This window comes from Paenibacillus puldeungensis, from assembly GCF_042678945.1.
GTDB classification, from domain to species: domain Bacteria; phylum Bacillota; class Bacilli; order Paenibacillales; family Paenibacillaceae; genus Fontibacillus; species Fontibacillus puldeungensis.
Genome location: NZ_JBHTLM010000016.1, coordinates 46,856 through 70,069 on the forward strand (window position 1 = coordinate 46,856; position 23,214 = coordinate 70,069).

Below are 23,214 nucleotides of genomic sequence, written 5' to 3' on the forward strand. Positions count from 1 at the left end.
CCTACTTGGAATCTCCTCAGGATTAAAACTCATAAGCTATCTTCGCCGTTCCAAAGCTTCTTCTTCCGTTGAGACTAGGGAAAACATAAAACCTGTATACACCTTGATATCATCACCTCCCCCCAATTCCAATCCCTCATTCCCTCCGCCTGCTTGGAATATAACGGGTTGACCTTGCTCGGAGGGTGGGATTGGCAATGGGCCACGAGATGCATAATAATTCCCTTGCAGATTTATAGGCTGGATTTTGTCCATATCGTAAATTTCCCTCCTTCTACATCTAATTTAATTAGCCTACTAAACAAATAATCAAATTTTTAATATCTATTTTGTTAGTATACTATTTTTTATTTAGCTTGCTAAATAAAATCTAAAAAGGAGAACGGCTTAAAACATATTACTCTCCATTTGCTTCATAAGCCGTCTTAAAAGTAGCCGTTCTTCCGATGAAATCGATTTTAGCAGCTTTTCTTGATGCTGTTGCCATATGATACGAACTGGCTCTTCAAGCTCTTTACCCTTTTCGGTTAGAAAAATACGCATAACACGTGCATCTTTCTCATCACGCTTACGATAAATGAATCCGTTTTGTTCAAGTGATTTAACCATATTGGTTATGGTGGGAGGCTCACAATTCAAATATTCGCTTAGCTGCATTTGTGTTACTCCGTCACCTGACCATAAGCGGTAGAGTAAATTATCTTGTCCGACATATAAGTTCAGTTCTCTGAGACTTTCGCTGTAATCTCGTCTCATTCTAGCCGAAAGTTTATCGAACAACTCACGTATCTCACAGTCAACCTTTGTCTCCATTTTGCTTCTCAGCCTTTACCCTTTGAAATATCTGTTTAGCAAGCTAAATATATCACTGTTGTAAATAGCAGTCAACTTTCGATAATTCATTTTCCAATTACTGCCCATCACTTTAACGGAAAACGGCAACGATCATCTGCCGATTGCCGTTGTATATTTTGAGCTATCGTTCTCATTAGCTTAATCATCAGCCTGAAAATTGCATCGGAGGGACAAAACGAACTCGAAACTATTCCTTAACTTACTAAGATGATATCTGCCATTAATTCATTTACGATTTCTTCGCATGTTTTAATCTCTTTAATAAACTGGATACGTGTTGATTCCTTCTTCAAGCTGCCCATCTAACATGGCCGTCTTTAAATTCCCTATTTTTGCAAAATTGCTATGCACTTGGTTATCGTTTAATCCTTGAGCCTCTAAAGCAACCGAATGTGGAGTTGCACGCCAGTAACCACCATGACCGGTACGAAGAAGGACTAAATCTTCAGTACCGTGTTTAATAATATCCTGTTTCGCATTGTCGTGCGCAGGCGATTCAACAGATGCAATAAATCTTGTACCCAAGTAAACGCCTTCGGCGCCTAATGCAAAAGCGGCGTTTACCCCTCGCTTATCTGAAATGCCTCCAGTTGCCATAACTGGGATATTAACTGCATCAACAATCATGGGAACGACTGTCATCGTTCCAACTGGGATGTTTGGCGTTGAACCTCCTTCATCAAAACCAGTCGCAACAATGATGTCAGCGCCCGCTCTTTCTGCCGCCTTGGCTCCTGAAACTGTTGGATGCAGTTCCCTGAAAACAATTGTAAAACCTAATTCCTTTAATCTTTTAATATCTTTTTCATTTGCCACGCCAACTACAACAAGAGTTCTTGCTTTTTCCTCAATAAGAACCTTTAATTGTGCTTCTCCATAAGGGTTTTCTCCCGAACCAATACCAGGTGGGAAATAATTCACCCCAAAGGGCTTATCCGTAAGCTCTCTCGTTTTTTTAATCTCAGTTCTTAAACGCTCTGCACTTTCTTCCGGTCCATTAGCTACCGTATTTTGCCCTGCATTTGGACCTAGAGTCCCCATGCCACCAGCATTCGATACAGCCGCGACCAATTCGGCTGATGTCACCCAAGACATAGGTGCTTGAATGATCGGATATTTGATCCCTAGAATATCTGTTACTCTGTTCATTATAGTTAACACCTCCATTTTTGTTTTTTTTGTTAATTTTTTTGAAAGCTAAGCAAGATAGAAACTACTTCATGAATCTTCCCCCTCAACTAACGATTCGACAATTTTTTAATATATGCAACATAAGTTGTATAGTTGATTTTGCATGAAGTTCGATTATTATTCAATCATCAATGATGCCCCATTATGGCTTAAGCAACACATTAATAAATTTGTTGCTTATGTAAGGAGAGGAGAAATGATTATGTTCGATAAAAAAGTTGACCCTCGTATAATCCGAACAAGAAAACTCTTAGTCGACGCGTTTGCAAATCTAGCTAATAACAAGGATTTCAAGGATATAACAATTAAGGATATAACTGACGGAGCTACTGTGAATCGTGCCACTTTTTATGCTCATTTCGAGAATAAATATGAATTGATGGAATATGCCATTTCTGAGGTAATTACTGAAAGAATCTGTGGTTGCTTAAAGAATTTTGACGCTTTAAATAAAGAGACAATGGTCAACATTTTCATGTTATTGATAAAGTTTCAGACAGATTTCGGAAAAGAATTAACTTCCCAGTGCAAGAGAAGTATTCAATCATTTAGTAACGTTTTCGAATCTAAAATAAATAATGAATTAGAAAAATTATTTCAGGCTCTTTTGCAAAACCAAAGTAAAAATTCGGATCCGGAATCCATTAAAGTTGGTGCGGCTGTGTTAAGCACAAGCATCTTTGGAGCAACAATGGATTTGATGCAAAATAGTACGTTGTCTGCTGAACAAAATATTCGGTATGCTATTCCATATATTTCGGGGGAGTATCATTGAACCATCCTGCCCGTCCCTCAGTTGAACAATAGTGCCGACTTCGGCAATCAATGAAAGTTCTTGTCCTACATCGGGAAACAAAATCACCCGTTTGACAGGTGGTTTGCTCTAAGGCTATAAGCCAGAGGATAGTTTTCTGTTTCGCACGCTGTGCGAGCTCAACTGGCTAAAGCCAGTAATAAATAAAGAGAGGCCGCAGCCCCTCTTTATTCAAGAGATCGTCCGTTGTCACGCCTTATTCCCAGTTATGGATTCCCGTTCAACTGAGCCAGTATCTAATCAAGATGCTCCTCGGTTTTGCGCCACCTAAGGAAAACATTTAAAACTTCACACTTGTGGAGTGTCGAAGGTTACGTTCCATTATAGATTAAGGGGAATAAGGCTGAAATCAAGTTACCGTTCACCACATTCTATTTCGGTTCTACGGCGGTGATTCCCAGCGCCAGCGCCCCGCACAAACCGGCGTTGTCCCCCAGAACCGGAGGAACGATATAATTGTCCATATCATCAAGAATCGCCGGGGAGGCGACGTATCCGTTTAAGTTTTGGGCAACTTGCTTGCGGACCAGCGGGAACAACTGCTTCTGGTGCATGACACCGCCGCCGAGAATCACTTTTTTCGGCGATAGCAACAGAATCACTCCCGTAAGGGCCTGGGCCAGATAGTAAGCTTCCATCTCCCATGCTTTATGGTCGTCCGGCAATTCGTTTCCTTTCACTCCCCAGCGTTTTTCGATCGCAGGTCCGCTGGCCATCCCCTCCAGGCAGTCGCCATGAAAAGGACATGCCCCTTTGAAATTGTCCTCCGGATGCCGCCGAGTTAAGACATGCCCCCCTTCCGGATGGACCAGGCCATGCACCAGTTTGCCTTCCGCGTACACCCCCACGCCGACGCCCGTCCCGATCGTATAGTAAACGCAGCTATCCAGTCCCTTGGCCGCGCCCCACTTCGCCTCGCCGAAGACCGCTGCGTTCACATCGGTGTCGAAACCGACCGGCACCGGGAAAAAGCGCTTCATATACCCAACGAAGTCAAACCCTGCCCATCCCGATTTCGGCGTCGTGGTCACCCGCCCGTATGCAGGGCTGGAACGATCCAGGTCGATCGGTCCAAAGGACCCGATTCCGATTGCTTCAACGCCCTTGTCCCGAAAAAATGCAACCGCTTGCTCTAGCGTTTTTTCCGGCGCCTCCGTCGGAAAGTTGATCCGTTTGAGAATTTCTCCCTTTTCATTCCCGACCCCGCATATGAATTTCGTGCCTCCCGCTTCAATCGCGCCAATTCGCATAGTTAACTCCTCCTCTTCAACTGTAAGTGCTTCCATATTTATTTTACTATGTTGGAAAACGTTTTACTATAATAACTTTTTTGACTGCAAAATATTTAACCATATACTTGTTATAATCAATAATGTAAACGTTGACAAGATAATAAATTATGTTATTATGTTTTTGTAAAACGTTTTACTAAATGGAGATGACAAGATGAAAAAAGTATTTTACAAACCGAAAGACGGATGGGTTGGAGACGTAATCCCGTTCTATGACAATGGAGAGTACAAGCTATACTATCTCCATGATCAAAGAGTCGGCGGCGATTACGGGAATCATACGACGTGGAACCTAATCACCACCAAAAACGGCTTGGATTTTGAAGATTACGGAACAGTTCTGCCAAACGGCAGTGAAACCGATCCGGACCGAAACGCTTATACCGGTTCAGTGATTAAGGACCAAAACGGCATTTATCACCTGTTCTACACCGGACATAATCCTAACCCCGAGTTTTGCGTAAATGGAAAGCCCTTACAAGTTATATTAAAGGCCACTGGTACCGACGGTATCAACTGGATGAAGGATGTAAATTTCAAGCTTTATGGAGATGGGGTCATTTATGAGAAGTTCGATTGGCGAGATCCGTTCGTGTTTTTCAACGAAGAACGGCAAGAGTACTGGATGCTCGTCACCTCAAGGTTAATGAACTCCTCCGAGAAGAAAGGAGGGTGCATTGCCCTCCTCACTTCCGAGGATCTCGTACATTGGCGTTATCAGGAGCCGTTTTACAGCCCGGACAAGTACATCACGATGGAATGTCCGGACTATTTTCAAATGGGAGACTGGCACTACCTGGTCTACTCGACGTTCAGCGAGAAGTTCGTGACGCATTACAAAAAGAGCAAAAGCATCGGGGGCGTATACACTTCCCCGGTCCCGGACACCTTTGACGGCAGAGGATTTTACGCGGCGAAAACGGCCTCGGACGGACGGCAGAGATACGCTTTCGGCTGGGTGCCTTCCAAGAAAGATGCGAGCGATTACGGCGACTGGGAATGGGCCGGAACCTTGGTCGTGCATGAGGTTTATCAAAACGATGGTGGCGATCTCCTAGTCAGGATGCCTCAAGCGATCTATGAGCATTTTAATACCGAGATAGACCTCATTCCCGAAGCGGAGAACAACTGCCGCCATGACGGCAGTCGCTTCGAATTGGCATCTCCCGATGGACTGGCATACCGGGTCTTGAATGAACTGCCTTCCCAAGTCCTGATCGAAGCCTCGTTTACGGTCTGGAATGAGGCGAAAGATTTCGGCATCGCGCTGCGCACCGACAAAGTGCTCGATACGGGTTATTTCATTAAATTCGATCCGTTCCACAACCGCATCGCGTTCGATATGTGGCCAAGAACCGAGCCCGGTTTCTTTCAATGGCAAATTGCTGGCGATAAACCGCAAATGATCGAGCTGGAGCGTCCATTCCGCTTCGCGGAGCACGATCGGATCAACGTGAAGCTGATTTTGGAAGACGATATCTTGTGCCTTTACGTCAATGACATGGTCGCGATGACCACGCGGATCTACAACTTCAAAACCGGCCATCTCGGTTTTTATGCCAATGAAGGTTCCGTTACGATCGACGAGGTCAAGCTGAAAATCACGGCCATGGGTTGATCCGTTTCTGGATTAAAAATCTGCAAGCAGATTTTTAATTATATAAGACAAAATGGAGGGGTTTAGAAATGGCTAGAAGCAGAAAAATGTCAAAGGTCTTCTCTCTTATCGTCATCTCCGCCTTACTTGCAACCGCTCTCGCGGGCTGCGGCGGCTCGGCGAACAAAAACGCCGAGAGCGACGCGCAAAAACAGGGGAATTCGTCCGAGGGGAACACAAGCCAAACGATCACCTGGTTGACGGCCCGACCGGAGAACGGTGCGATCATTCAAACCGTTCGGGAACTGGCGGACCGCTATGCTCAAGATCATCCCGGCTTCAAGTTGGATATTCAAGTAACGGCGGACAGACCTTCGTACTTGACCAAGCTGAGAACGCTCGTCGCTTCCGGCGAGGTTCCGGAATTTATCGATACGGATGCCGATCCGTACGCGCAGGAACTGGCGGATGCCGGCAAGCTCGTCGACATGAAGCAGTTCCTGGACGAGCAAGGTTTGTACGATAAGTTCTATGAACCGGCGTTGAAATACCAGGAGCTGCCCGACGGACGCCTGTACCTCCTCCCTTTGGAATACCATCTGGAGATGACTTGGTACAACAAGAAAATTTTTGCGGAAAATAACCTTGACGTACCCAAAACGATTGACGATATGCTTGCCGTCAGCAAGGTGCTTAAAAACAAAGGCATCACCCCGATCGCCGTAGACGGCGTGGATGTCTGGCCCGTGCTGCGCTATGCGGCGATGATTCCGTTCCGCGCGACGGGAAACGAATTTGCCCGTAATTTGAGCCAGGGCAAAGCCAAAATGACCGACAAAGTCGGTATGCAAGCGGCGAATTTCGTCTCCGACATCGGTCAATACTTCCAGCAAGGTTTCGCCACAACGGATTACACGACCGCCAAAAACATGTTCCTTAACGGCGAAGCCGCCATGTACCAGATGGGGACCTGGGAAATTCCGTCCTTCGTGGACGAAAATCTGCCGGATAAAATGAAGGGGAACGTCGACTATTTCTACCTGCCGACCATGACAGGCGCCAAAACGCCAGAGAACGAGTTTTTTGGAAACAGCGGGATCGGCCTGGCCGCCACCGCTAGCAAATTCGAAGGAACGGCTAAGGATTTCCTAAGTTACGTCCTGAAGAACTACAGCGATGTCTACGTGGCTAAACAACAGATGTCCCCGCTGAAATTCACGATTGAAGACGAGTCTAAGTTCTCCAAACTGTTCCTGCGCATCAAAAAGGATATGGATAACTATGGTTCGGAATTTGCCAAGCCTTGGGATACGTTGTTGGACGCCAATACGAACTCCGTCATGAGCGATTTGATCATCAAACTGGCCATGGGAGCCATGACTCCGGAAGAGTTCGCCAAACAAGTCGACGACTCCATCGCCCAAAACGCCAGCAATTAGCCGTAACCTTCAGACAAACTGTCCCCCTGCCCGGCCCTTTAAGGTCCGGGTGGGGACCTTTCATCCTAAGTTTTCAATCTGAATCAATGGAGAGATTCCACATGAATGTACTAAAGGATAAAAAGGCATGGTTGATTTTTATCACTCCCGCCCTGCTCTTTTATTTGGGAACCGTCTTTGTCCCGATCATTCAGTCGCTGAATTATGGTTTTCAAGATTGGAACGGCATCAAGGACGCCAAATATATCGGGCTGGGCAATTATATCAAAATGTTTCATGACCCCTACTTTTGGAACTCCGTGCAAAACAATTTGGTATACGTCGTCATCGTCGTACTGATGCAAGTTTTCATCGGGTTGTTTTTCGCGCTATTGCTCTCGTACGTCAAAAAAGGAGCTGGCATTTTCAGAACGCTATATTACTTGCCGGCTGTCGTGGTCACAGTTGCGATCGCCCAGATGTTTCGGAACTTCTATTCCCTGCAGCCACTCGGTCTCCTCAACATGTTCCTAGGATGGATCGGACTCGGTCATCTGCAAAACGCCTGGTTATCCGACCCGCATACTGCATTGATCGCCGTATCCATTCCCGAAGGTTGGCGCTTTACGGGGATGTACATGGTTATCTTTTACGCGGCGCTGATCGCCATACCAAAAGAAATCGAGGAAGCCGCCACCATCGACGGCGTTAACGGCTGGCAGTTGATCCGTCATATCAAGTTGCCGAGCATCAAGCATGTGCTGAGCCTGGCGCTGATCATGTGCACCACCGGGGCACTGCGCGGCTTCGATATCCCTTATATCATCGGCGTGCCGGGTTCGACCACCGAGCTGGTGACGACCTATATGTACAAAAAAGCGTTCTCCACCATCCAATACGGTTACGGTAGCGCAATCGCCGTCTTTATCGTCATCGAAAGCCTTGTTGCAGTACTTATTATCCGGACCCTTTTCAATTCCAGGAAAGGAGAAGCGTAAGATGCAATCCAAAAAAACAGCTTTGTCCTTCCTGCTCTATTTTATCGTGATCGCGATCCTGATCGTGCAAATCTATCCGGTCGTCTGGCTGATGTTGTCCAGCTTCAAATCGAGCATCGAATTGACGACAAGCCCCTTCTCGCTGCCTGAGGTATGGTCGTTCGACAACTATGCCACCGTGTTCCGGGAAAGCGATCTGCTGCTGTATATCAAAAATACCGCTATCGTGACCTTCAGCTGCTTGGTACTAATCGTCTTCCTCAGCGCAACGGCGGGTTTTGCCCTCGTCAAAATGAAGATCAAATTGAATTCGAAGCTGCTGCTGTTCTTTACGGTCGGCATCATGATCCCGATTCAGGTCACCCTAATTCCGTTGTTTATCATGTACAAAGACTACGGGCTGTTGAACTCCTACTTGGCGTTGATCCTGCCACAAGTCGGGTTTGCCCTGCCGTTGTCGATTTTGATCTTTACCAGCTTTTACAGCTACGTGCCGGGTGAATTGATCGAAGCCGCCGTCATCGACGGATGCAACATTTATCAGGTGTTTTATAAAATCATTTCGCCGCTGACCATCAACACGACGGTCACGGTCGCCTCGATCAACTTCATTTTCATCTGGAATGATTTTATTTTTTCCAACACTTTTACGAACGACAAGCAATACAAAACGATTGCCGTCGGGCTTCAGGAATTTATCGGGGCGTTCGGCGCGACGGATTGGGGCCAGACGTTTGCGGCCATCTGCATCAGTATCATCCCGATCATCGTAACGTACCTATTCCTGAACAAATACGTGATGGCCGGCGTGTCGGACGGTGCGGTAAAAGGATAAGAGACAAGGAGAGATCACCATGCAATCGATGAATCAACTTTTTGGCAGAATGAAAGGAAAAAGCAGAGCGATCACCGCAGAAAATCCGCGCGGCCTGAAGGGCGAAGGCGGGAAAGCCGCCGGTCCCTTGGGCGTCGCCCGGAAAGGCAAAGCCTTCATCTCGTTGGCTGAGGGCGAAACCGCGACGCTCGTCGATATCGAAGGCCCCGGCATCATCCAGCACATCTGGATGACCGTGACCGATCAAACCGAATCCGGCTGGTTCGTATTGCGCGACCTGGTGCTGCGGATGTATTGGGACGGCGAAGAATCCCCGTCGGTGGAAGTTCCATTAGGCGATTTCTTTTGCAACGGCTTCGGTGCCAGAGCGGTCGTCAACTCCATGCCGATTGTGGTCAATCCGGTCGGCGGCATGAACAGTTACTTCGCGATGCCCTTCAGAAAATCCGCCAAAGTAACCATTACGAATGAACACCCTCAGGAGATCGAAGCGTTTTTCTACCAGTTTGACTATATGCTGGTCGATGAACTCGCCGAGGATACGGAATATTTTCACGCCCAATTCCGCCGGGAAAATCCGACCAAGCTCAAGCAGGATTATACAATTATTGATGGAATTAAAGGAAGAGGGAAATATGTCGGCACCTATATGGCCTGGACCTCCCTGTCCCGCTACTGGTACGGCGAAGGAGAAGTGAAATTTTACCTCGACGGCGACCGGGATTGGCCAACGATCTGCGGCACGGGTACGGAGGATTACTTCGGCGGCGCCTGGGGTTTCGTGAAATCCGACAACGGCAACCCGGTGCAGGAACAAACCTATTCCACTCCCTTCATGGGTTTCCCACATTTCCAAGTGAAGGACGACACCAGATCGCATATTTACGATGGAGCGGCTTGTCCGATGCGCGGCTTCTATCGTTGGCATATACTTGATCCCATTTTGTTCGAAGAGGATTTACGCATCACCGTTCAACAGATCGGACATGACGGCAAGGCGTTGTTCGAAAGAAGCGACGACGTGAGTTCCGTATGCTACTGGTATCAGACCGAACCGCATCAAGCGTTTCCCGAACTCCCCGGCGTGCTGGAAAGACGTCCGCGTTAATCAAGAGGAACAGAAACGTCGCAATTCATAAAGAAACAGAGGTTTGAATATGACGAATAAAAGGGTTACCTTAGTTCAAGTCGCCAAAGACGCGGGCGTATCGCCCGCGACGGTCTCCCATTTCCTGAACGGCAACTTTCAAAAAATGGGCGTGGAGACGAAAGAAAAAATCAGTCTCTCGATCGAGAAATTAGGCTACCAAGTGAACCCAGTCGCCAAAAGCCTTATTACCGGCAGAATGCATACGATTGGGCTTGTTTTATCCGATAGCGTCTATGACGGAGACGGTTACTTTGAGGACTTATACTTTCTCCATTTTGCCAAAGTCATCAAGCAGCAGTTAAAGGCCTTGGGATACAAAATCATCCTGCTGGACTTTGAAGAAATCTTCATGAACATCCAGATGGTCGACGGGATCATCGTCAAGGCAACAATGGAAACGGAAAAATTCATGCCGAAATTGATGAATCTCAATGTACCGGTCATTACGGTAGGTCGCCACAATTTATCCTACGGAGCGCACGTGCTGCGCGTCAATGACTATCAGAGCGGCCAAACCGGGGTGAACCACTTGTTATCTCGCGGCTATGACAATTTGATCATTTTGACGTATCCGCACGGGCACGTCCCCGGATTTGACGACCGGCTGAACGGAGCCAGCGAAGCCCTACAGCAACATGGCAAGCTGACGACGGTCATGACGGGGGACATGACGGAGAAATTCGGTTACGATACCGTGGTTAACCTAGACCGAAACAACCAACTGCCCCAAGCGTTGTTTTGTTTAAACGACATCTCCGCCATCGGGGCTTTAAAGGCTTGCAAAGATTTGAACTTGGCCGTTCCGGAACAACTCGCCGTTTTGGGCATCGACGATATGCCAACCGTCTCGGAGCTGCTGAGCTTATCGACCATTCGCCACCCTATCAACGAATTGGCCGATGCCGCGTCCAAACTGATGATCGAGTCCATCGAGTCCGACGGGAAGCCGATCGCGCCGGTCGAAGAAGTATTTTCGACGGAATTGATGGTTCGGCGCACCAGTTGATATACGAACGTATTTCGGGCAGACTATACAAAAGATCGAGCAAGGATTCATACATCCCCTGCTCGATCTTTTTGCCTTATCCTCTGGCCTCAATTCGCACATTGCAAAACTCAGCATGGCCTTGACTGACAAACATGCCAAGCTTCCCTCGCGGGATATCATACATTCTGGCGCTCATCGCTATGTTCGCATCCACGTAAATTTCGCAAATTGATCCATCTATAAACACTTTGATTTCGTAAGGACGATCGGGAATCAGCTCAATCGGACGTTCCAGCTCTACCTCATATGGGAACGTCTTCCCGCCCTCTTCCGATTGCATGATCTTCCCGCGGAAAGTAAGTCGATTCCGCTGTGGCTCCAGGGTAACGTAATAGGCCTCATCCAACGTGTCTTCAGTTCGGAGCATCAACCCAACCCCTTGAGTCTGCCCGGAGAAGAAGGAGACGCTGGCTGAAATCTTGCATTGCTCAGGCAGTTCTTCCCGGCTCGTGCAGCCAGCAAAGCCATATGGCGAGGCGCACGAGAGAGAATGATCCGCAATTCTCCACTCTCCCGCAATCCCTTGGTATTGTATGGGTAGCGGCTGCGAAAATGCCGCATCCACCGTATCCGGCACTTTTACACCAAGCGTACCGTCAGGACGCTGAACGATTTCATGGACGATCAGATTCCCGCCCCAATCCCAGGTATGGTAGTCCTGGCCGCAGGATTTCGGCGGGTTCCAACCGAATAAATCGTCGTTTTTCGTAGGATTCCACCCGAACAAATAGCGTTTTTGCCCGTCCGACACGGATTTGGCCGCATAGAAAGCCCGGCCGTCGAAGGTATCCTCCCCGGGAGTCAGCCACGGGCCCTCAAGGGAACGGCTCATCCGGTAGAAGGTCGCAAACCGTCCCGTATAAGACGAATAGATCAAGTACCACCAATCCCCGATCCGGAATAAATCAGGACATTCATGGGCCCCTACGTGCAAATTCGGCGCATATAGAGGCTCGCGGTACTCCCAAGTTTTTAGATCCTTGGATGATAACAGCGCAGTACACCCTTTTCGGTTTGTTGGGCCTTTCGCCATCGCCGCAAGCAGCATCCAGTATTGGCCCTCCTCTTCATTCCAGAACACAAACGGATCGCGCCAATCCGACAGTTCATAGATGCGGTCATCCGCGGCAAATGTATGCTCCGGAATGGGTTCCCAGGTCTTCAAGTCGCTGCTGACCGCATGGCAGACCAGCTGCTTGCCCGGAGGAAATATGCAGTAGAACATATGGTGGATCCCGTCCACTTTCAAAATATGGCCAGTGCCGCCTTCGATTTTACAGGCTCCTTCTGCCCGATAATTCACGAAATCCTTCGTTCCGACCAAATACCAGCCATGGTCCAGCCCCTCCCGGTAGTTCTCCCGCCAACCGTGCAAGTAAAATAACTTGAATTCCCCGTCCTCATAATAGGGTATAACGTCCCCGACCCAAGCGTTCTCCGGCCGATAGAAAAATTCTCTCATCCGATGATTTCCCCCTTAAGATTTAAGTGGCATATACGTTCTCCCAGACCATCTATTTATTAATCTTATCCAATATCTGCGAGATGGTCTGCACACTTTCCGCACGGTTCATTTTTTCATGCGGCATGAATAATTGGTTGCCACGGCCATTGATTAAGCCTAACGCTTGCAAAGAAGAAACTGCTTTTTTGGCCCAACCGCTAATGGTATCCGCATCATTAAAATCAATTATTTCATTTGCTTCAATGCTTTGTCCTGTTTGGTATTGATATACATTGCGAATCATAACCGCCATTTCTTCCCGAGACAAGGTTTCCTCTGGTGCAAAAGTATCCGTGCTTTTTCCGGTAACGACTCCCGCCTCAACTGCAGCCGCAATGGAAGGAGCGTACCACTTCGTGGAATCAATATCCTTGAATGCGGTCTGCTGTGAGGATTGCATGCCGAAGGCCCGTGTAATCATTGCGGTAAATTCGGCACGGGTCACATTTTGCTTCGGTGCGAATGTCATATCGCTTACACCGTTAACCATCTGTTTGGCAGCCATTTTCTTAATCACATCATGCGCCCAATACGATGCTTTAACATCCTCAAACGATTTGTCATAGTTGAGAACAGCGCATTTGCTGAAATGGTTCACTGCTACAGTCAACTTATCACTTGAAAATGCTCCGCCCGCATACTCCAGGCTGACGTCATCGTAGATGAAATAGGCACCTACCAGATCTTGGCTAATACCCTCCCTTGCATTCAGTCTTAAAGTGACCGGATGGGAGAACTTCTTAAGCTGCAGAGTTGTTCCATCGCCCTTCACAATAGACAATTTGAAGTCATAGACCCCGCCTGCAGCCGATATGTCGGCTTTATACTTGCGCTCGACACGTGTAAGGAGTTCTTTGATTTGATCTGAAGTGAACACCCCCATTTCAAAAGAAATCTGCGCCTGTTCAAGTTCATCGCTCGTAACCAGGTCCAGCAACTCCTTCAGTACCTCGGCGGGAACTTCAATCTCTGCGTCCTTGTTATTAATCTTCAAAGCGTTCTTGCCATCGTTTGCCGCCATTTCGGCAGGGAACAGCAATTGCCGTTCCCCTTCAGCCATTTCGAATGACAAGCTGCTCTGAATGTTCTGCTTGCTTGGGGTAACCGAAGTGCTCCTGGGGGTATTGGAAGTGACGGAGTCAGTTGGAACGTTCCCCTTCTTTACCTGTACCGGCACGTTAAAATCATCGACGTTAAGATGTCCGAAACCGCCTGTGGCCTTGTCAACCACCTTAATGAAAAGCTCCTCGCCGATATAATCCGAAGCATCCCAAATTTTCCGCTGATATTCCTCATAATTGGTCGCCGTCTCTTTAAACAATTCTTTGCCGTCCGATGCCCGGACCAAAGCAACATACAAGCGGTCTATATCCCGGCCGCCGCTGATCAGAAAGTCGATCTTGCCGTTCCCCCCGAGGACGAAATTTTGCGACCTCAGCGTTCCCGTTAAGCTGTCGCCCCCGGCTTGCTCGTTAAAGCCCCACAAATGATAACCGCCCGGAATATTTTGCGACGGGTTAAAGTAAATGTTATCCCAGAAGAACTGGGTATCGGTCACATGGACGTCCTGGAAGGCGTCTCCCTCCGTTATCCAGCCCGTTAAGTCGCCTGTAGCAAAATCATGATTAGGCAGATCTGTAATATCGGTATACACTGAGTTATCCCAATTCTCAGGCACATCGACCGGAGCAGCAGGTTCACCCGTTAAAGCATTCATCTCCCATACTTCCATCGATTTGACTGTGATATCCTTGTCGGCCCAAACCTGCAAGCCCAAGGAGTCAAATCTGCCTACGTAAACTCGGGTTGTCAGCTTTTTCTTGTAATTGGCAAAAGCTTCAATGACCGAGCGATCGAGGAAAATATGGAGTTTCAGGTTCTCTCCGTTCAGATCAACGTATCCGCCTTGAATGCCGTCCACGCGCACATCCGGGTCGATACTGCTCTTGGTGCGATCCACATTGAAAGTTCCGTTTGTCTTGTCATAGTAAATCAGCGTTTCTTCCTGGCCATTGTCGGAGCGCCGTACCTTGATTCCAAATTTCTGAGCCTCACGGGGATCTATTTCCATCACAATCTCCAGCATGTCGCCTTTCACATTCTGGATCAATTGATTTGCGTCTTCCATATTTTTCTCCGAAAAATCAACCAATTTATTTCCTCGCAGACTCTGCAATTCTTGAATCGGCTCAATATGCAATCGATCATCCTCATCCAGGCTCAAGGAAACCGGCAATGCCAAATTATGAGCCCATCCGGATTGATATTCTGCTTGCGGTGTTCTTACATTTTGCACCATGGAGAATACGACCGTTCTTCCGTCAGGCGTGACCAGACCGCTCTCTGCGGTTAAGTAACCATCGCCTAGATCCATTTTGGAGGGAGCCTCCTGATCGGGGATAAACTTGAAATTCTCCCGATCCCAGGTCCCAATCCAATAAAAAACCTCAACATCTCTTTGCACATCGTTCGCCGGCGGTACATGCTCCGGTTTTTCATGCGGATTAATCAGGAATATATGTTTTTGTTGGCCCTTACTATCCTTGCCTAACGGCAATAATACCGGCAGTTCCCAGACCGTGCCCAACTCCGGATAGAGTGTTCTGTTACTAACGTATAAAGGCCCCTTATACTCCCAGTTGTACATATCGTCGGATACATACACTAATGCCGTGCCGCTGCTGAAGTCCTTAAGGCCGGAAGTCACTAATTGATACCACTTATCCGTCTCTTCGTCGTACCAAACGAACGGATCGCGAAACTCGTTATGAATACCGATCCCCTTCTGTTCCGTTACCGGTTCGGGGTATTTCACCCATTGCTCCAAATCGGGATCGGACAAATCGGCTGGGGTTGCAATTGATGTTCGTTGGTTCGGCGACTTGGAGTCGTTGCCGGCGGTATAGAACAGTACGGGATTGCCGTTTCGATCATACGCCGCGCTACCTGACCACACGCCGTCCGGGTCAAGAGTGCCCGCTTCGGGCGCAAGGGCCGGCCTTACATTTTCCCAGTGCACCATATCGTCGCTTATCCAATGCCCCCAATGGATTTGATGCCAGTATGGCCCCTGCGGGTTATGCTGATAAAACAAATGGTATTTGCCGTTATAATAAATGGGCGCATGCGCTTCATTCATCCAGTTTTGCGGAGGCATTGCATGATACTGGGGACGGTGCTGATCTCCGTCAAACACGCTTGGGTCCTCATCAATGTCCCCATTCGGAATTTCCGGAACCAAACCGCCATGGAGCGCCTTCACGCTCTCATACTCAGCGAGTACCTCTTCGGTCGTAAGGACTTTGTTGTGCAGTTTCACTTCATCGATAAGACCGCTGAACATATTGTAGGAAAACAGCCCTGCCAATTCGACCGGTTTATTGTTTTTTCCGATGATCAGGCTTTCCGTGGATGGTGTGATTGGGACGTTAACGGGGGTTGCTTGGGAAGCCACTTCCTCTCCGTTTAGATATAACCTGATCATTCCATCTTTTTTGTCGAAAGTAGCGGCAACATAATTCCACTTGTATTTTTCCAATGGGTGGTCCTTTACCCATACCTGAATCCACTGCCCGCCAATCCCGGCCTGCATCGACCATGTACCGTGCCGGTACATTCCAAGAGCAAAACCTTCCGCTTTATCCTGATCGGATTGATTCACAATGGCGGACAGTTTGTTTCCGTCTCCCCATTCATAGCTGCGAGGAGCGACCCAGGCTTCGATGGTTAACGCATCGTTTACAGGCACGGTATCCTTGGCATTGACCTCAATATAGTTCGAATATCCATCGAACAATAAGGCCCCGCCCTTCACCCCGCGGGGAGTCCATCTCGGATCCTTGGAGTCCATATATCTGGCGTTGTTAAATACATAGTTCACATCATGCTCAAGCTTACGTACTCCATCCAACGTTTTCTTTCCTGCGCCTTCATTAAGATCCAAGTAAAATATAGTACCCGTACCACGTACTTGGAAATCGTCAACGGCAATGCCGGCTTGATCAGACCGGTCAACGACCTTTACATAAAGTTCCTTGTTGTAGTACTCCTGCACGTTCCATGTGATTTTCTCATTTGCGCGGACATTCCCCGTTTTCTTAAGCAACGTGTTGCTGACGGCATCATAAAGTTCGACATAGGCGTCCTCCGGTTTTGAAATGTCCAAAATCGTAAAGCTAATGGTTCCGCTTCCCCGGAGCGTGAAAGTATTCGAGGTGATGGAGCCCTGAGCTTCCAGGGCAGATTTTGCATAGAAGTCTCCTTCTTTGCTCGCATGAGCTTCATCGGTCACTTGAAACGCATTTCCCTCAACCGTCCAGCCATCGAAATTTCCCGTTTCAAAACCGGCATTCGTGATTTCAGTCGGGATCATGTTATCCGCCATAACCCCTTCTTCCGGAACGATTTCATGGAAGGTACGGAAGGCATCCGCAAAAATCAGGCCCCAATCCGAGGTTGCATGATCGACGATCTCAAGATACAATTTCTTGCCGATATGCTTGGAAAGATCGGCTTTATACTGGACCATATTGGCGAGTCTCATACCTTGCGCGGGATCCGGGAACCCGGACTCGTTAAATTCGCTGTTGCCGTAACGGGCAATCATCTTTCCCGTATCTGCTTCGATGACGCTCACATAAACTTGATCCTCATGTTTGCCTCCGCCCAGTCTAAAGGTAATCCACCCCGTTCCCCCCAGCTCAAAAGTGCTGGAACGAAGCGTGCCTGTCGCAGATTCGGCATATTTCCACCCATTTAGATGATAAGCGCCTTCCTGGTTATAGGGGATTTCTTCCGCCCACCAGGTTGTTTCGTCCGAGACGCTATCCGGGCCGAACGCTTCGCCTTCGACAATCGTCCATCCCGTCAAATCTCCGGTTTCAAAGCCGGGGTTTACAATTTGATGGCGTTGGAAGTCCGGCTTGATATCTTTAGCAACAATGCCCTCAGTTGGCTCGGATTCATGGTACATAAAGAAGGCGTCCGCAAAAATCAGCCCCCAATCCGCGGTTGCATGATCGACGATTTCCACATACAGCTTCTTGCCCAAATGTTCGGAAAGATCCGCCTTATACTGCTCCATATTGGCAAGCCGCATGCCCTGAGCGGGATTTGGGAAGCCAACGTCTGCGAAAGCACTGTTACCGTATCTGGCAATAACTTGACCCGTATCAGCTTCTACGATATTTACATATACTTTGTCAGGATTTTTTGCTCCGCCAAGCTTGAAGCTGATCCAGCCGCTGCCGCCCAGCTCGAAAGTGCTGGAACGAAGCGTGCCTGTCGCAGATTCAGCATATTTCCACCCATTTAGATGATAAGCGCCTTCCTGGTTATAGGGGATTTCTTCCGCCCACCAGGTTGTTTCGTCCGAGACGCTATCCGAGCCGAACGCTTCGCCTTCGACAATCGTCCATCCCGTCAAATCTCCGGTTTCAAATCCCGAATTCTCGATTTGATATACTGCATCCGTAACCGTTGTCTTCACTTCAGCCAAAGACGCGTGCGTTTCCATCCCATCGGAATCGGCCGCGGCCGGAATCACGGGAGCCATAAGCTGAAGAACCAGAGTCCATATAACCGCCTTGCCAAACGCGTGTCCTCTCATTTTTTCTTTTCTCATTAACAATCCTCCTTCGTGATTTCCCACTTCAGAAAAACACCGCTATCTGACTTCGCAATGCTCCCTCTGTACAAGGATGATAATCATGATGAAAAAAGAAGAAGGATAAAGCGTTTTCACAATGTAAGGTGATAAGGAGCGCCTAAGCGCTCACGTTACCAAATGGCTTGCATCACCCATATATCCAAGGATTTAACCGTTAGTTCCCCGTCACTCCAGACCTCAAGCCCCAAAGCATCCTTTCGGCTCGGGTATACCCGGGTTGTCAGGCTTTTCAATCCGTTGGCATAGGCTTCGACCATGGAACGGTCCAAATAAAGGTGCAGCTTCAGATTCTCATCTGGCAGCTCCAGTTTACCGCCCTGAATCCCTCCGCATCGTTCTCCCGGATGCAGCGTCGTTTTCGTCCGGTCGACCAAGAGCATCGATTGCTTCGCATCATAATATAGCAGCGTTTCTTCTTCCCCGTCCGGGGTGCACCGAACTTTAATTCCGAATTGCCGGGCGCTGCCCGGCTCGATTTCCAATTGAATCTCAAGCATGTCGCCTTGAACCTCCCGGAGCCGTACATTTGCCTCGGCGAGTGTCTCGTTCCGAAGCGATAGCCGTTTCTCCCCGCGCAGCGATTGCAATTCCTCAATAGGCTCGATTCCCAGCCGTCCGTCATCCCGCAAATATACGCTAAGCGGCAAGCCTCCATTATGGGCCCAACCCGATTGATATTCCAGCTCGGGCGTCCGGTCGCCTTGGGCGATCGTAAAGATGATCTTTCGCCCGGTTTTAGGATCCACCATTCCGCTCGGACCGGTAAAATGAAAATCACCGACGTCAATCAATTGCGGCTCCTCTCGATCGGGAACGAAGGTAAGATTTTCCTTGTCAAGCTGCCCGATCCAATAAAACACCTCGACATCCGCCCCCTTTCCCACCGGGCTAACCAGCAGAAGATGTTTGTTCACCCCTTGCTTGTCGGTGCCAAGGGGAAGAAAGACAGGAAGCTCCCATATTGGGCCTAGATAAGGAAACTTCTGGATATCCGCTTTAAAAAACGGGCCTTTGTACGTCCAATTCAGCATATCCTTTGACGCAAATGCCAGGGCGGCCCCGCCTTCACCTTCGATTCCGGATCCGACCAGGACATACCAGCCGTCATCGTCCTTCCACACAAATGGATCGCGAAAATCGCCGAACGCGCCTATTCCCTTCTTCTGCACAATAAGCGGCTCCGGGTGTTTGACCCAGCGAACCAGATCCGAGTCGCCATCTAGGGTGTAGGTGCTTCGGGCCAACGCCACGCTTTGGTTTGGCGAAGCGCTGTCATTTCCCGCCGTAAAGAACAGGACCGGCAGGCCGTCCGCATCATATGTCGCGCTTCCCGACCAGATTCCGTCCGGCGCAAGCTGATCCTTTTCCGGCGCGAGCGCCACGGGAAGGTCGCGCCAATGCACCAGATCTTCGCTTACCCAATGGCCCCAATGGATATGATGAAAGAAAGGCCCCAGCGGGTTATGCTGATAGAATAAATGATATTTCCCCTCAAAATAGATGGGCGCATGAGGCTCATTCATCCAATGGGCCGGCGGGCTGACATGGTATTGCGGTCGGTGCCGGTCTGACCGCAGGGACGTTCGGTCCAACTTAATCTCATCGTATTTTAAGGACGGATGGACGCCTCCGTGGGTCGAATCCAACACTTCCCGATAAGCGGCGGCTACTTCCTCCGCGCTTAGGGCCCGATGATAGATCTTAAGCTCATCGATGATTCCGCTAAACATATGCAGGCTGAAGGCTCTCGCCAACCAACTGCTGTGATTGTTTTTGCCGATGAGCAGCTCCGTGCCCGGCGCCTCGGCCAGACGGGAACCTTGCGGCAAGGAAGCCGAAGCGATTTCGTTACCGTTCAAATACAGCTTCATTTCGCCTTGGTTCCCATTGAACACCGCACTTACGTAGGACCATTCATTTTTGGGCAGTTCATAGCCGTCAGAGGACCAAAGTTCTTTCCATTCGCCGCCTTCCAGCCCGAGTTGAAAGGACCAAGAACCGTGACGGAACATGCCAAGCAGATATCCCTGCTTGCTCTCCCTGTTGTAGCGGTTTACGATCGCGGCCAGCTTGCCTCCTTCCCCCCATTCATACGAACGGGGTGCTACCCATACTTCGATGCTCAGCTCCGACACATTTCCCGTTGTCTCTCCCTTTTCGAACGAATGGGTAACATATGTCGAGTAACCGTCGAACAGGAGTCCGCTGCCTAACACGCCCTGTCTCCATTGCGGATCGCGCGGCTCGGCAAACTCCGCTTGCTTCAATACGTATTGAATATCATCCCGAGATTGGGACAGGCTCTCCAGAGCGCTGTCCCCTCCTCCTTCGTCGAAAGCCCAATACATCACCGGCCCCCGATTATGGGTTATTTGGCTCACGCATCATTCCCCCTTGAAGGCTGCTCGACGGCAATATTGGGAAAAGGAACGGAAGTAAGCGAATGAACACGGAATGAGTTCAACACAACCTGCCCCGAATTTGCGCTTACCCAAACACTCTCGATCGGAGCGTCAGGGAAAATTTGATCCGTCAGCACAACGAGCCCTTCATTCGCATATACCTCAACCGAATTGCGATCAATCCAGATATGAAGTTTAATTTTCCCGTTGTCCGGTGCCAATTCGGTGCCATGCTCGCAAGCGAACGACGGGTGGAAATCGGTCAGGCCCGAGTTCGAACGGTCAATGAATAACCACTCGCGCTCAGCATCGTATCCGATCCTCGTTTCGCTTTCCCCGGAGGATTTCAATAGGATATGGACTCCGTTCCCGGACCGGATATCGATGTCCACTTCAATTTCCAGCAAATCGTCGTTTATTTGCAGCGTAAACGGCGCCTCCGGCATCACCGTGACATTCTCCCGGCTCATCGATGCTTTGCGCAGTTGCTCGACTTCCCGTACCGGAATTTGCGTCAGCACCACGCCCTCGTCGCGGCTCGTCAACGACAAGACCCGAGGCAGCGTCATTGAGCCTCTCCAGGCTCCAGTCGGCGTCTCGTTGGCATATTTCCAATTGCTCATCCATCCGATAATCACGCGACGCCCGTCTTGCTCAGGCATATCCGACCAGGTCACCCCCGCGTAGTTGTCTCGTCCATAATCCAGCCACAGGGTCTGATCGGCAGGATTGTCATTAATGAACGTATTTCCGTCGAACTCGCCGATAAAGTACTGTGTGCGCGATCCTTCGGGAACGGATGGGTTATCCCCAATGCTAATGATCAGCACCCATTTGGAGCGCCCGCTGTCACCGACAGGCAATTCAAAGAGATCCGGACATTCCCACACGCCGTCATGCGATCCCTCCCCTTTGCCGAATACGCCGGTCAGCGTCCATTCAATTAAGTTTTTCGATCCATAAAAACGAGCATGGTCTCCCGCCACTAGCACCATCACCCACCGCTCGCTTTGCGGATGCCAGAACACTTTCGGATCTCGAAAGTCGATCAGATCCTCCTCGGCGAGAACCGGGTTCCCCTCATATTTGTGCCAAGTTCGGCCTTTGTCGCTGCTGTAAGCCAAGCTTTGCCGCTGGCGCGGTTGTTTAGTCTTCGGGCAGGTGTCCGCATGGGTAAAGATGGCGACCAATCCATGCGAACCTTCGAACAGTCCGCTGCTGTTATTCCAGTCCACCACGCAACAGCCGGAGAAAATCGCCCCGTACTCATCCGGGAATAAAGCGATCGGCCTATGCTCCCAATGGATTAAATCCGGACTTACCGCATGTCCCCAATGCATCGGCCCCCATTTGTTGCTAAAGGGATGATACTGATAAAACAGGTGATACTCACCTTCGTAATAAACTAAACCGTTCGGATCATTCATCCAATGTGATGGGGGTGAAAAATGAAACCCCGGTTTGAACTTATCCTCATCCCGCTTGTTTGACTCGATCACCTTATGAATTTCATCTGTTGTTGGCATAGACTGAAGAGCTCCCTTCCGTGTCGTAACGATCGAACCACCGGCATTTGCAAATGTCAGCATACCGATGATTTGCTGCTCTTCCAGCAGTTGCAATGGGATTCCGCTTTCCAGAATCTTATATAACAAGCATCCTAAAAAAGCATCGCCGGCTCCCGTCGTATCGATGGATTTCACCCGGAAACCAGATATATATCCGTCAGCATCGGCTAGTCGGTAATAACAGCCTTTTTCCGCCAAAGTAACGACGATTAAGGCAATACCGAATTGTTGCTGCAGCTCTAGCGAACCCTTCTCCACATCGGTTGTACCGGCAATAAAGCTGAGCTCTTCCTCCGATATTTTCAGGATGTCGGCATGTTTTAAGCCCCAAAGAATATGTTGTTTCGCTTCCTCTTTGCTCTCCCATAACGCAAATCGGATGTTCGGATCGAACGACAACAGGACTCCTGCCTCCTCCGCTTTAACAACCGCTTCTCTCGTTGCCGTGCGGGCCGGCTCATGGGTCATCGACAAAGATCCGAAATGCAGGACCCGGCACTTTTCGATTCGATCGAACGGGACATCCTTCGGCCGCAAGAATGTATCCGCTCCCGGCTTCCGGTAGAAGCTGAACGACCGGTCTCCGTCGTCTCCCAGATGGACGAAAGCCAGCGTTGTATTGGCTTCGTCCGTAAACGAAAGCGCGGATACGTCAACCCCGCTGTTAAGTAAAGTATGGTGCAACAACGATCCGAAATGATCCTCCCCAACCTTGCTAACGATACCCGCTCTGGCTCCTAAACGGGACAGCGCAGCCGCTACGTTCGCCGGAGCGCCTCCAGGGTTGCAAGTAAACTGCCCGTTGCCTTCCGCCGTACGGCCTGACGGAGTAAAGTCGATCAACACTTCCCCGATAGTCATTACATCAAGCACA

General features: G+C 49.2%; 15 protein-coding genes. 7 read left to right on the forward strand and 8 right to left on the reverse strand.

The features are described 5' to 3' along the window. Positions 1 to 36: 36 nt before the first annotated feature. The 3 genes from ACFQ3W_RS19115 to ACFQ3W_RS19125 form a co-directional block, all read right to left on the reverse strand. Positions 37 to 255: a hypothetical protein gene (locus ACFQ3W_RS19115; protein ID WP_379320829.1), complete on the reverse strand. Its 219-nt coding sequence runs from the start codon at positions 253 to 255 to the stop codon at positions 37 to 39. Positions 256 to 387: 132 nt separating this feature from the next. Further along, positions 388 to 813, reverse strand: a complete 426-nt coding sequence (locus ACFQ3W_RS19120) for a MarR family winged helix-turn-helix transcriptional regulator (protein ID WP_379320830.1) — start codon at positions 811 to 813, stop codon at positions 388 to 390. Positions 814 to 1,113: 300 nt separating this feature from the next. Continuing rightward, positions 1,114 to 2,004 carry an NAD(P)H-dependent flavin oxidoreductase gene (locus tag ACFQ3W_RS19125; protein WP_379320831.1) on the reverse strand — a complete coding sequence of 297 codons (891 nt, stop codon included), beginning with the start codon at positions 2,002 to 2,004 and terminating at the stop codon, positions 1,114 to 1,116. Between the two features lie 244 nt (positions 2,005 to 2,248). Between ACFQ3W_RS19125 and ACFQ3W_RS19130 the strand changes: the two genes are divergently transcribed. Further along, the gene (locus tag ACFQ3W_RS19130; RefSeq protein WP_379320832.1) at positions 2,249 to 2,821 is read left to right on the forward strand and encodes a TetR/AcrR family transcriptional regulator; all 573 of its coding nucleotides are present in this window, start codon (positions 2,249 to 2,251) and stop codon (positions 2,819 to 2,821) included. Between the two features lie 410 nt (positions 2,822 to 3,231). Here the strand turns inward: ACFQ3W_RS19130 and ACFQ3W_RS19135 are convergent, their stop codons facing one another. Next, a complete protein-coding gene (locus ACFQ3W_RS19135) occupies positions 3,232 to 4,110 on the reverse strand; it encodes an ROK family protein (protein ID WP_379320833.1) in 879 nt (292 codons plus the stop codon). A 196-nt stretch (positions 4,111 to 4,306) separates the two neighbouring features. Here ACFQ3W_RS19135 and ACFQ3W_RS19140 point away from each other — a divergent pair, with 196 nt between their 5' ends. The 6 genes from ACFQ3W_RS19140 (at position 4,307) to ACFQ3W_RS19165 (ending at position 11,156) form a co-directional block, all read left to right on the forward strand. Further along, the gene (locus ACFQ3W_RS19140) at positions 4,307 to 5,770 is read left to right on the forward strand and encodes a GH32 C-terminal domain-containing protein (protein ID WP_379320834.1); all 1,464 of its coding nucleotides are present in this window, start codon (positions 4,307 to 4,309) and stop codon (positions 5,768 to 5,770) included. A 68-nt stretch (positions 5,771 to 5,838) separates the two neighbouring features. Then, on the forward strand, positions 5,839 to 7,188 hold the full coding sequence (locus ACFQ3W_RS19145; protein ID WP_379320835.1) for an ABC transporter substrate-binding protein: 1,350 nt from the start codon (positions 5,839 to 5,841) through the stop codon (positions 7,186 to 7,188). A gap of 101 nt (positions 7,189 to 7,289) precedes the next feature. Beyond that, positions 7,290 to 8,165 carry a carbohydrate ABC transporter permease gene (locus tag ACFQ3W_RS19150; RefSeq protein ID WP_379320836.1) on the forward strand — a complete coding sequence of 292 codons (876 nt, stop codon included), beginning with the start codon at positions 7,290 to 7,292 and terminating at the stop codon, positions 8,163 to 8,165. Position 8,166: 1 nt separating this feature from the next. Next, positions 8,167 to 9,000 (forward strand): carbohydrate ABC transporter permease, encoded by an 834-nt coding sequence (locus ACFQ3W_RS19155; protein WP_379320837.1) that lies wholly within the window; start codon positions 8,167 to 8,169, stop codon positions 8,998 to 9,000. A 19-nt stretch (positions 9,001 to 9,019) separates the two neighbouring features. Continuing rightward, the gene (locus ACFQ3W_RS19160) at positions 9,020 to 10,108 is read left to right on the forward strand and encodes a glycoside hydrolase family 172 protein (protein ID WP_379320838.1); all 1,089 of its coding nucleotides are present in this window, start codon (positions 9,020 to 9,022) and stop codon (positions 10,106 to 10,108) included. A 49-nt stretch (positions 10,109 to 10,157) separates the two neighbouring features. Further along, the gene (locus ACFQ3W_RS19165) at positions 10,158 to 11,156 is read left to right on the forward strand and encodes a LacI family DNA-binding transcriptional regulator (RefSeq protein WP_379320839.1); all 999 of its coding nucleotides are present in this window, start codon (positions 10,158 to 10,160) and stop codon (positions 11,154 to 11,156) included. A gap of 76 nt (positions 11,157 to 11,232) precedes the next feature. Here the strand turns inward: ACFQ3W_RS19165 and ACFQ3W_RS19170 are convergent, their stop codons facing one another. The 4 genes from ACFQ3W_RS19170 to ACFQ3W_RS19185 all read right to left on the reverse strand — a co-directional run bounded on the left by ACFQ3W_RS19170 (position 11,233) and on the right by ACFQ3W_RS19185 (position 23,213). Next, positions 11,233 to 12,660 carry a GH32 C-terminal domain-containing protein gene (locus ACFQ3W_RS19170; RefSeq protein WP_379320840.1) on the reverse strand — a complete coding sequence of 476 codons (1,428 nt, stop codon included), beginning with the start codon at positions 12,658 to 12,660 and terminating at the stop codon, positions 11,233 to 11,235. Between the two features lie 52 nt (positions 12,661 to 12,712). Beyond that, a complete protein-coding gene (locus tag ACFQ3W_RS19175) occupies positions 12,713 to 18,325 on the reverse strand; it encodes an S-layer homology domain-containing protein (RefSeq protein ID WP_379320841.1) in 5,613 nt (1,870 codons plus the stop codon). A gap of 155 nt (positions 18,326 to 18,480) precedes the next feature. Continuing rightward, entirely contained in the window at positions 18,481 to 20,751 is a 2,271-nt protein-coding gene (locus ACFQ3W_RS19180; protein WP_379320842.1) for a GH32 C-terminal domain-containing protein, read from the reverse strand. After that, complete coding sequence (locus ACFQ3W_RS19185; RefSeq protein ID WP_379320843.1) at positions 20,748 to 23,213, reverse strand: PfkB family carbohydrate kinase; 2,466 nt, start codon at positions 23,211 to 23,213, stop codon at positions 20,748 to 20,750. Before ACFQ3W_RS19185 ends, ACFQ3W_RS19180 begins: the two co-directional genes overlap by 4 nt. Position 23,214 lies beyond the last annotated feature (1 nt).

Bases quoted from the DNA above. Each gene is read 5' to 3' on its own strand.
- ACFQ3W_RS19115 (WP_379320829.1), bottom strand. From the start codon at position 255: ATGGACAAAATCCAGCCTATAAATCTGCAAGGGAATTATTATGCATCT.
- ACFQ3W_RS19135 (WP_379320833.1), bottom strand. From the start codon at position 4,110: ATGCGAATTGGCGCGATTGAAGCGGGAGGCACGAAATTCATATGCGGG.
- ACFQ3W_RS19170 (WP_379320840.1), bottom strand. From the start codon at position 12,660: ATGAGAGAATTTTTCTATCGGCCGGAGAACGCTTGGGTCGGGGACGTT.
- ACFQ3W_RS19125 (WP_379320831.1), bottom strand. From the start codon at position 2,004: ATGAACAGAGTAACAGATATTCTAGGGATCAAATATCCGATCATTCAA.
- ACFQ3W_RS19150 (WP_379320836.1), top strand. From the start codon at position 7,290: ATGAATGTACTAAAGGATAAAAAGGCATGGTTGATTTTTATCACTCCC.
- ACFQ3W_RS19165 (WP_379320839.1), top strand. From the start codon at position 10,158: ATGACGAATAAAAGGGTTACCTTAGTTCAAGTCGCCAAAGACGCGGGC.
- ACFQ3W_RS19175 (WP_379320841.1), bottom strand. From the start codon at position 18,325: ATGAGAAAAGAAAAAATGAGAGGACACGCGTTTGGCAAGGCGGTTATA.
- ACFQ3W_RS19140 (WP_379320834.1), top strand. From the start codon at position 4,307: ATGAAAAAAGTATTTTACAAACCGAAAGACGGATGGGTTGGAGACGTA.
- ACFQ3W_RS19120 (WP_379320830.1), bottom strand. From the start codon at position 813: ATGGAGACAAAGGTTGACTGTGAGATACGTGAGTTGTTCGATAAACTT.
- ACFQ3W_RS19155 (WP_379320837.1), top strand. From the start codon at position 8,167: ATGCAATCCAAAAAAACAGCTTTGTCCTTCCTGCTCTATTTTATCGTG.
- ACFQ3W_RS19160 (WP_379320838.1), top strand. From the start codon at position 9,020: ATGCAATCGATGAATCAACTTTTTGGCAGAATGAAAGGAAAAAGCAGA.
- ACFQ3W_RS19130 (WP_379320832.1), top strand. From the start codon at position 2,249: ATGTTCGATAAAAAAGTTGACCCTCGTATAATCCGAACAAGAAAACTC.
- ACFQ3W_RS19145 (WP_379320835.1), top strand. From the start codon at position 5,839: ATGGCTAGAAGCAGAAAAATGTCAAAGGTCTTCTCTCTTATCGTCATC.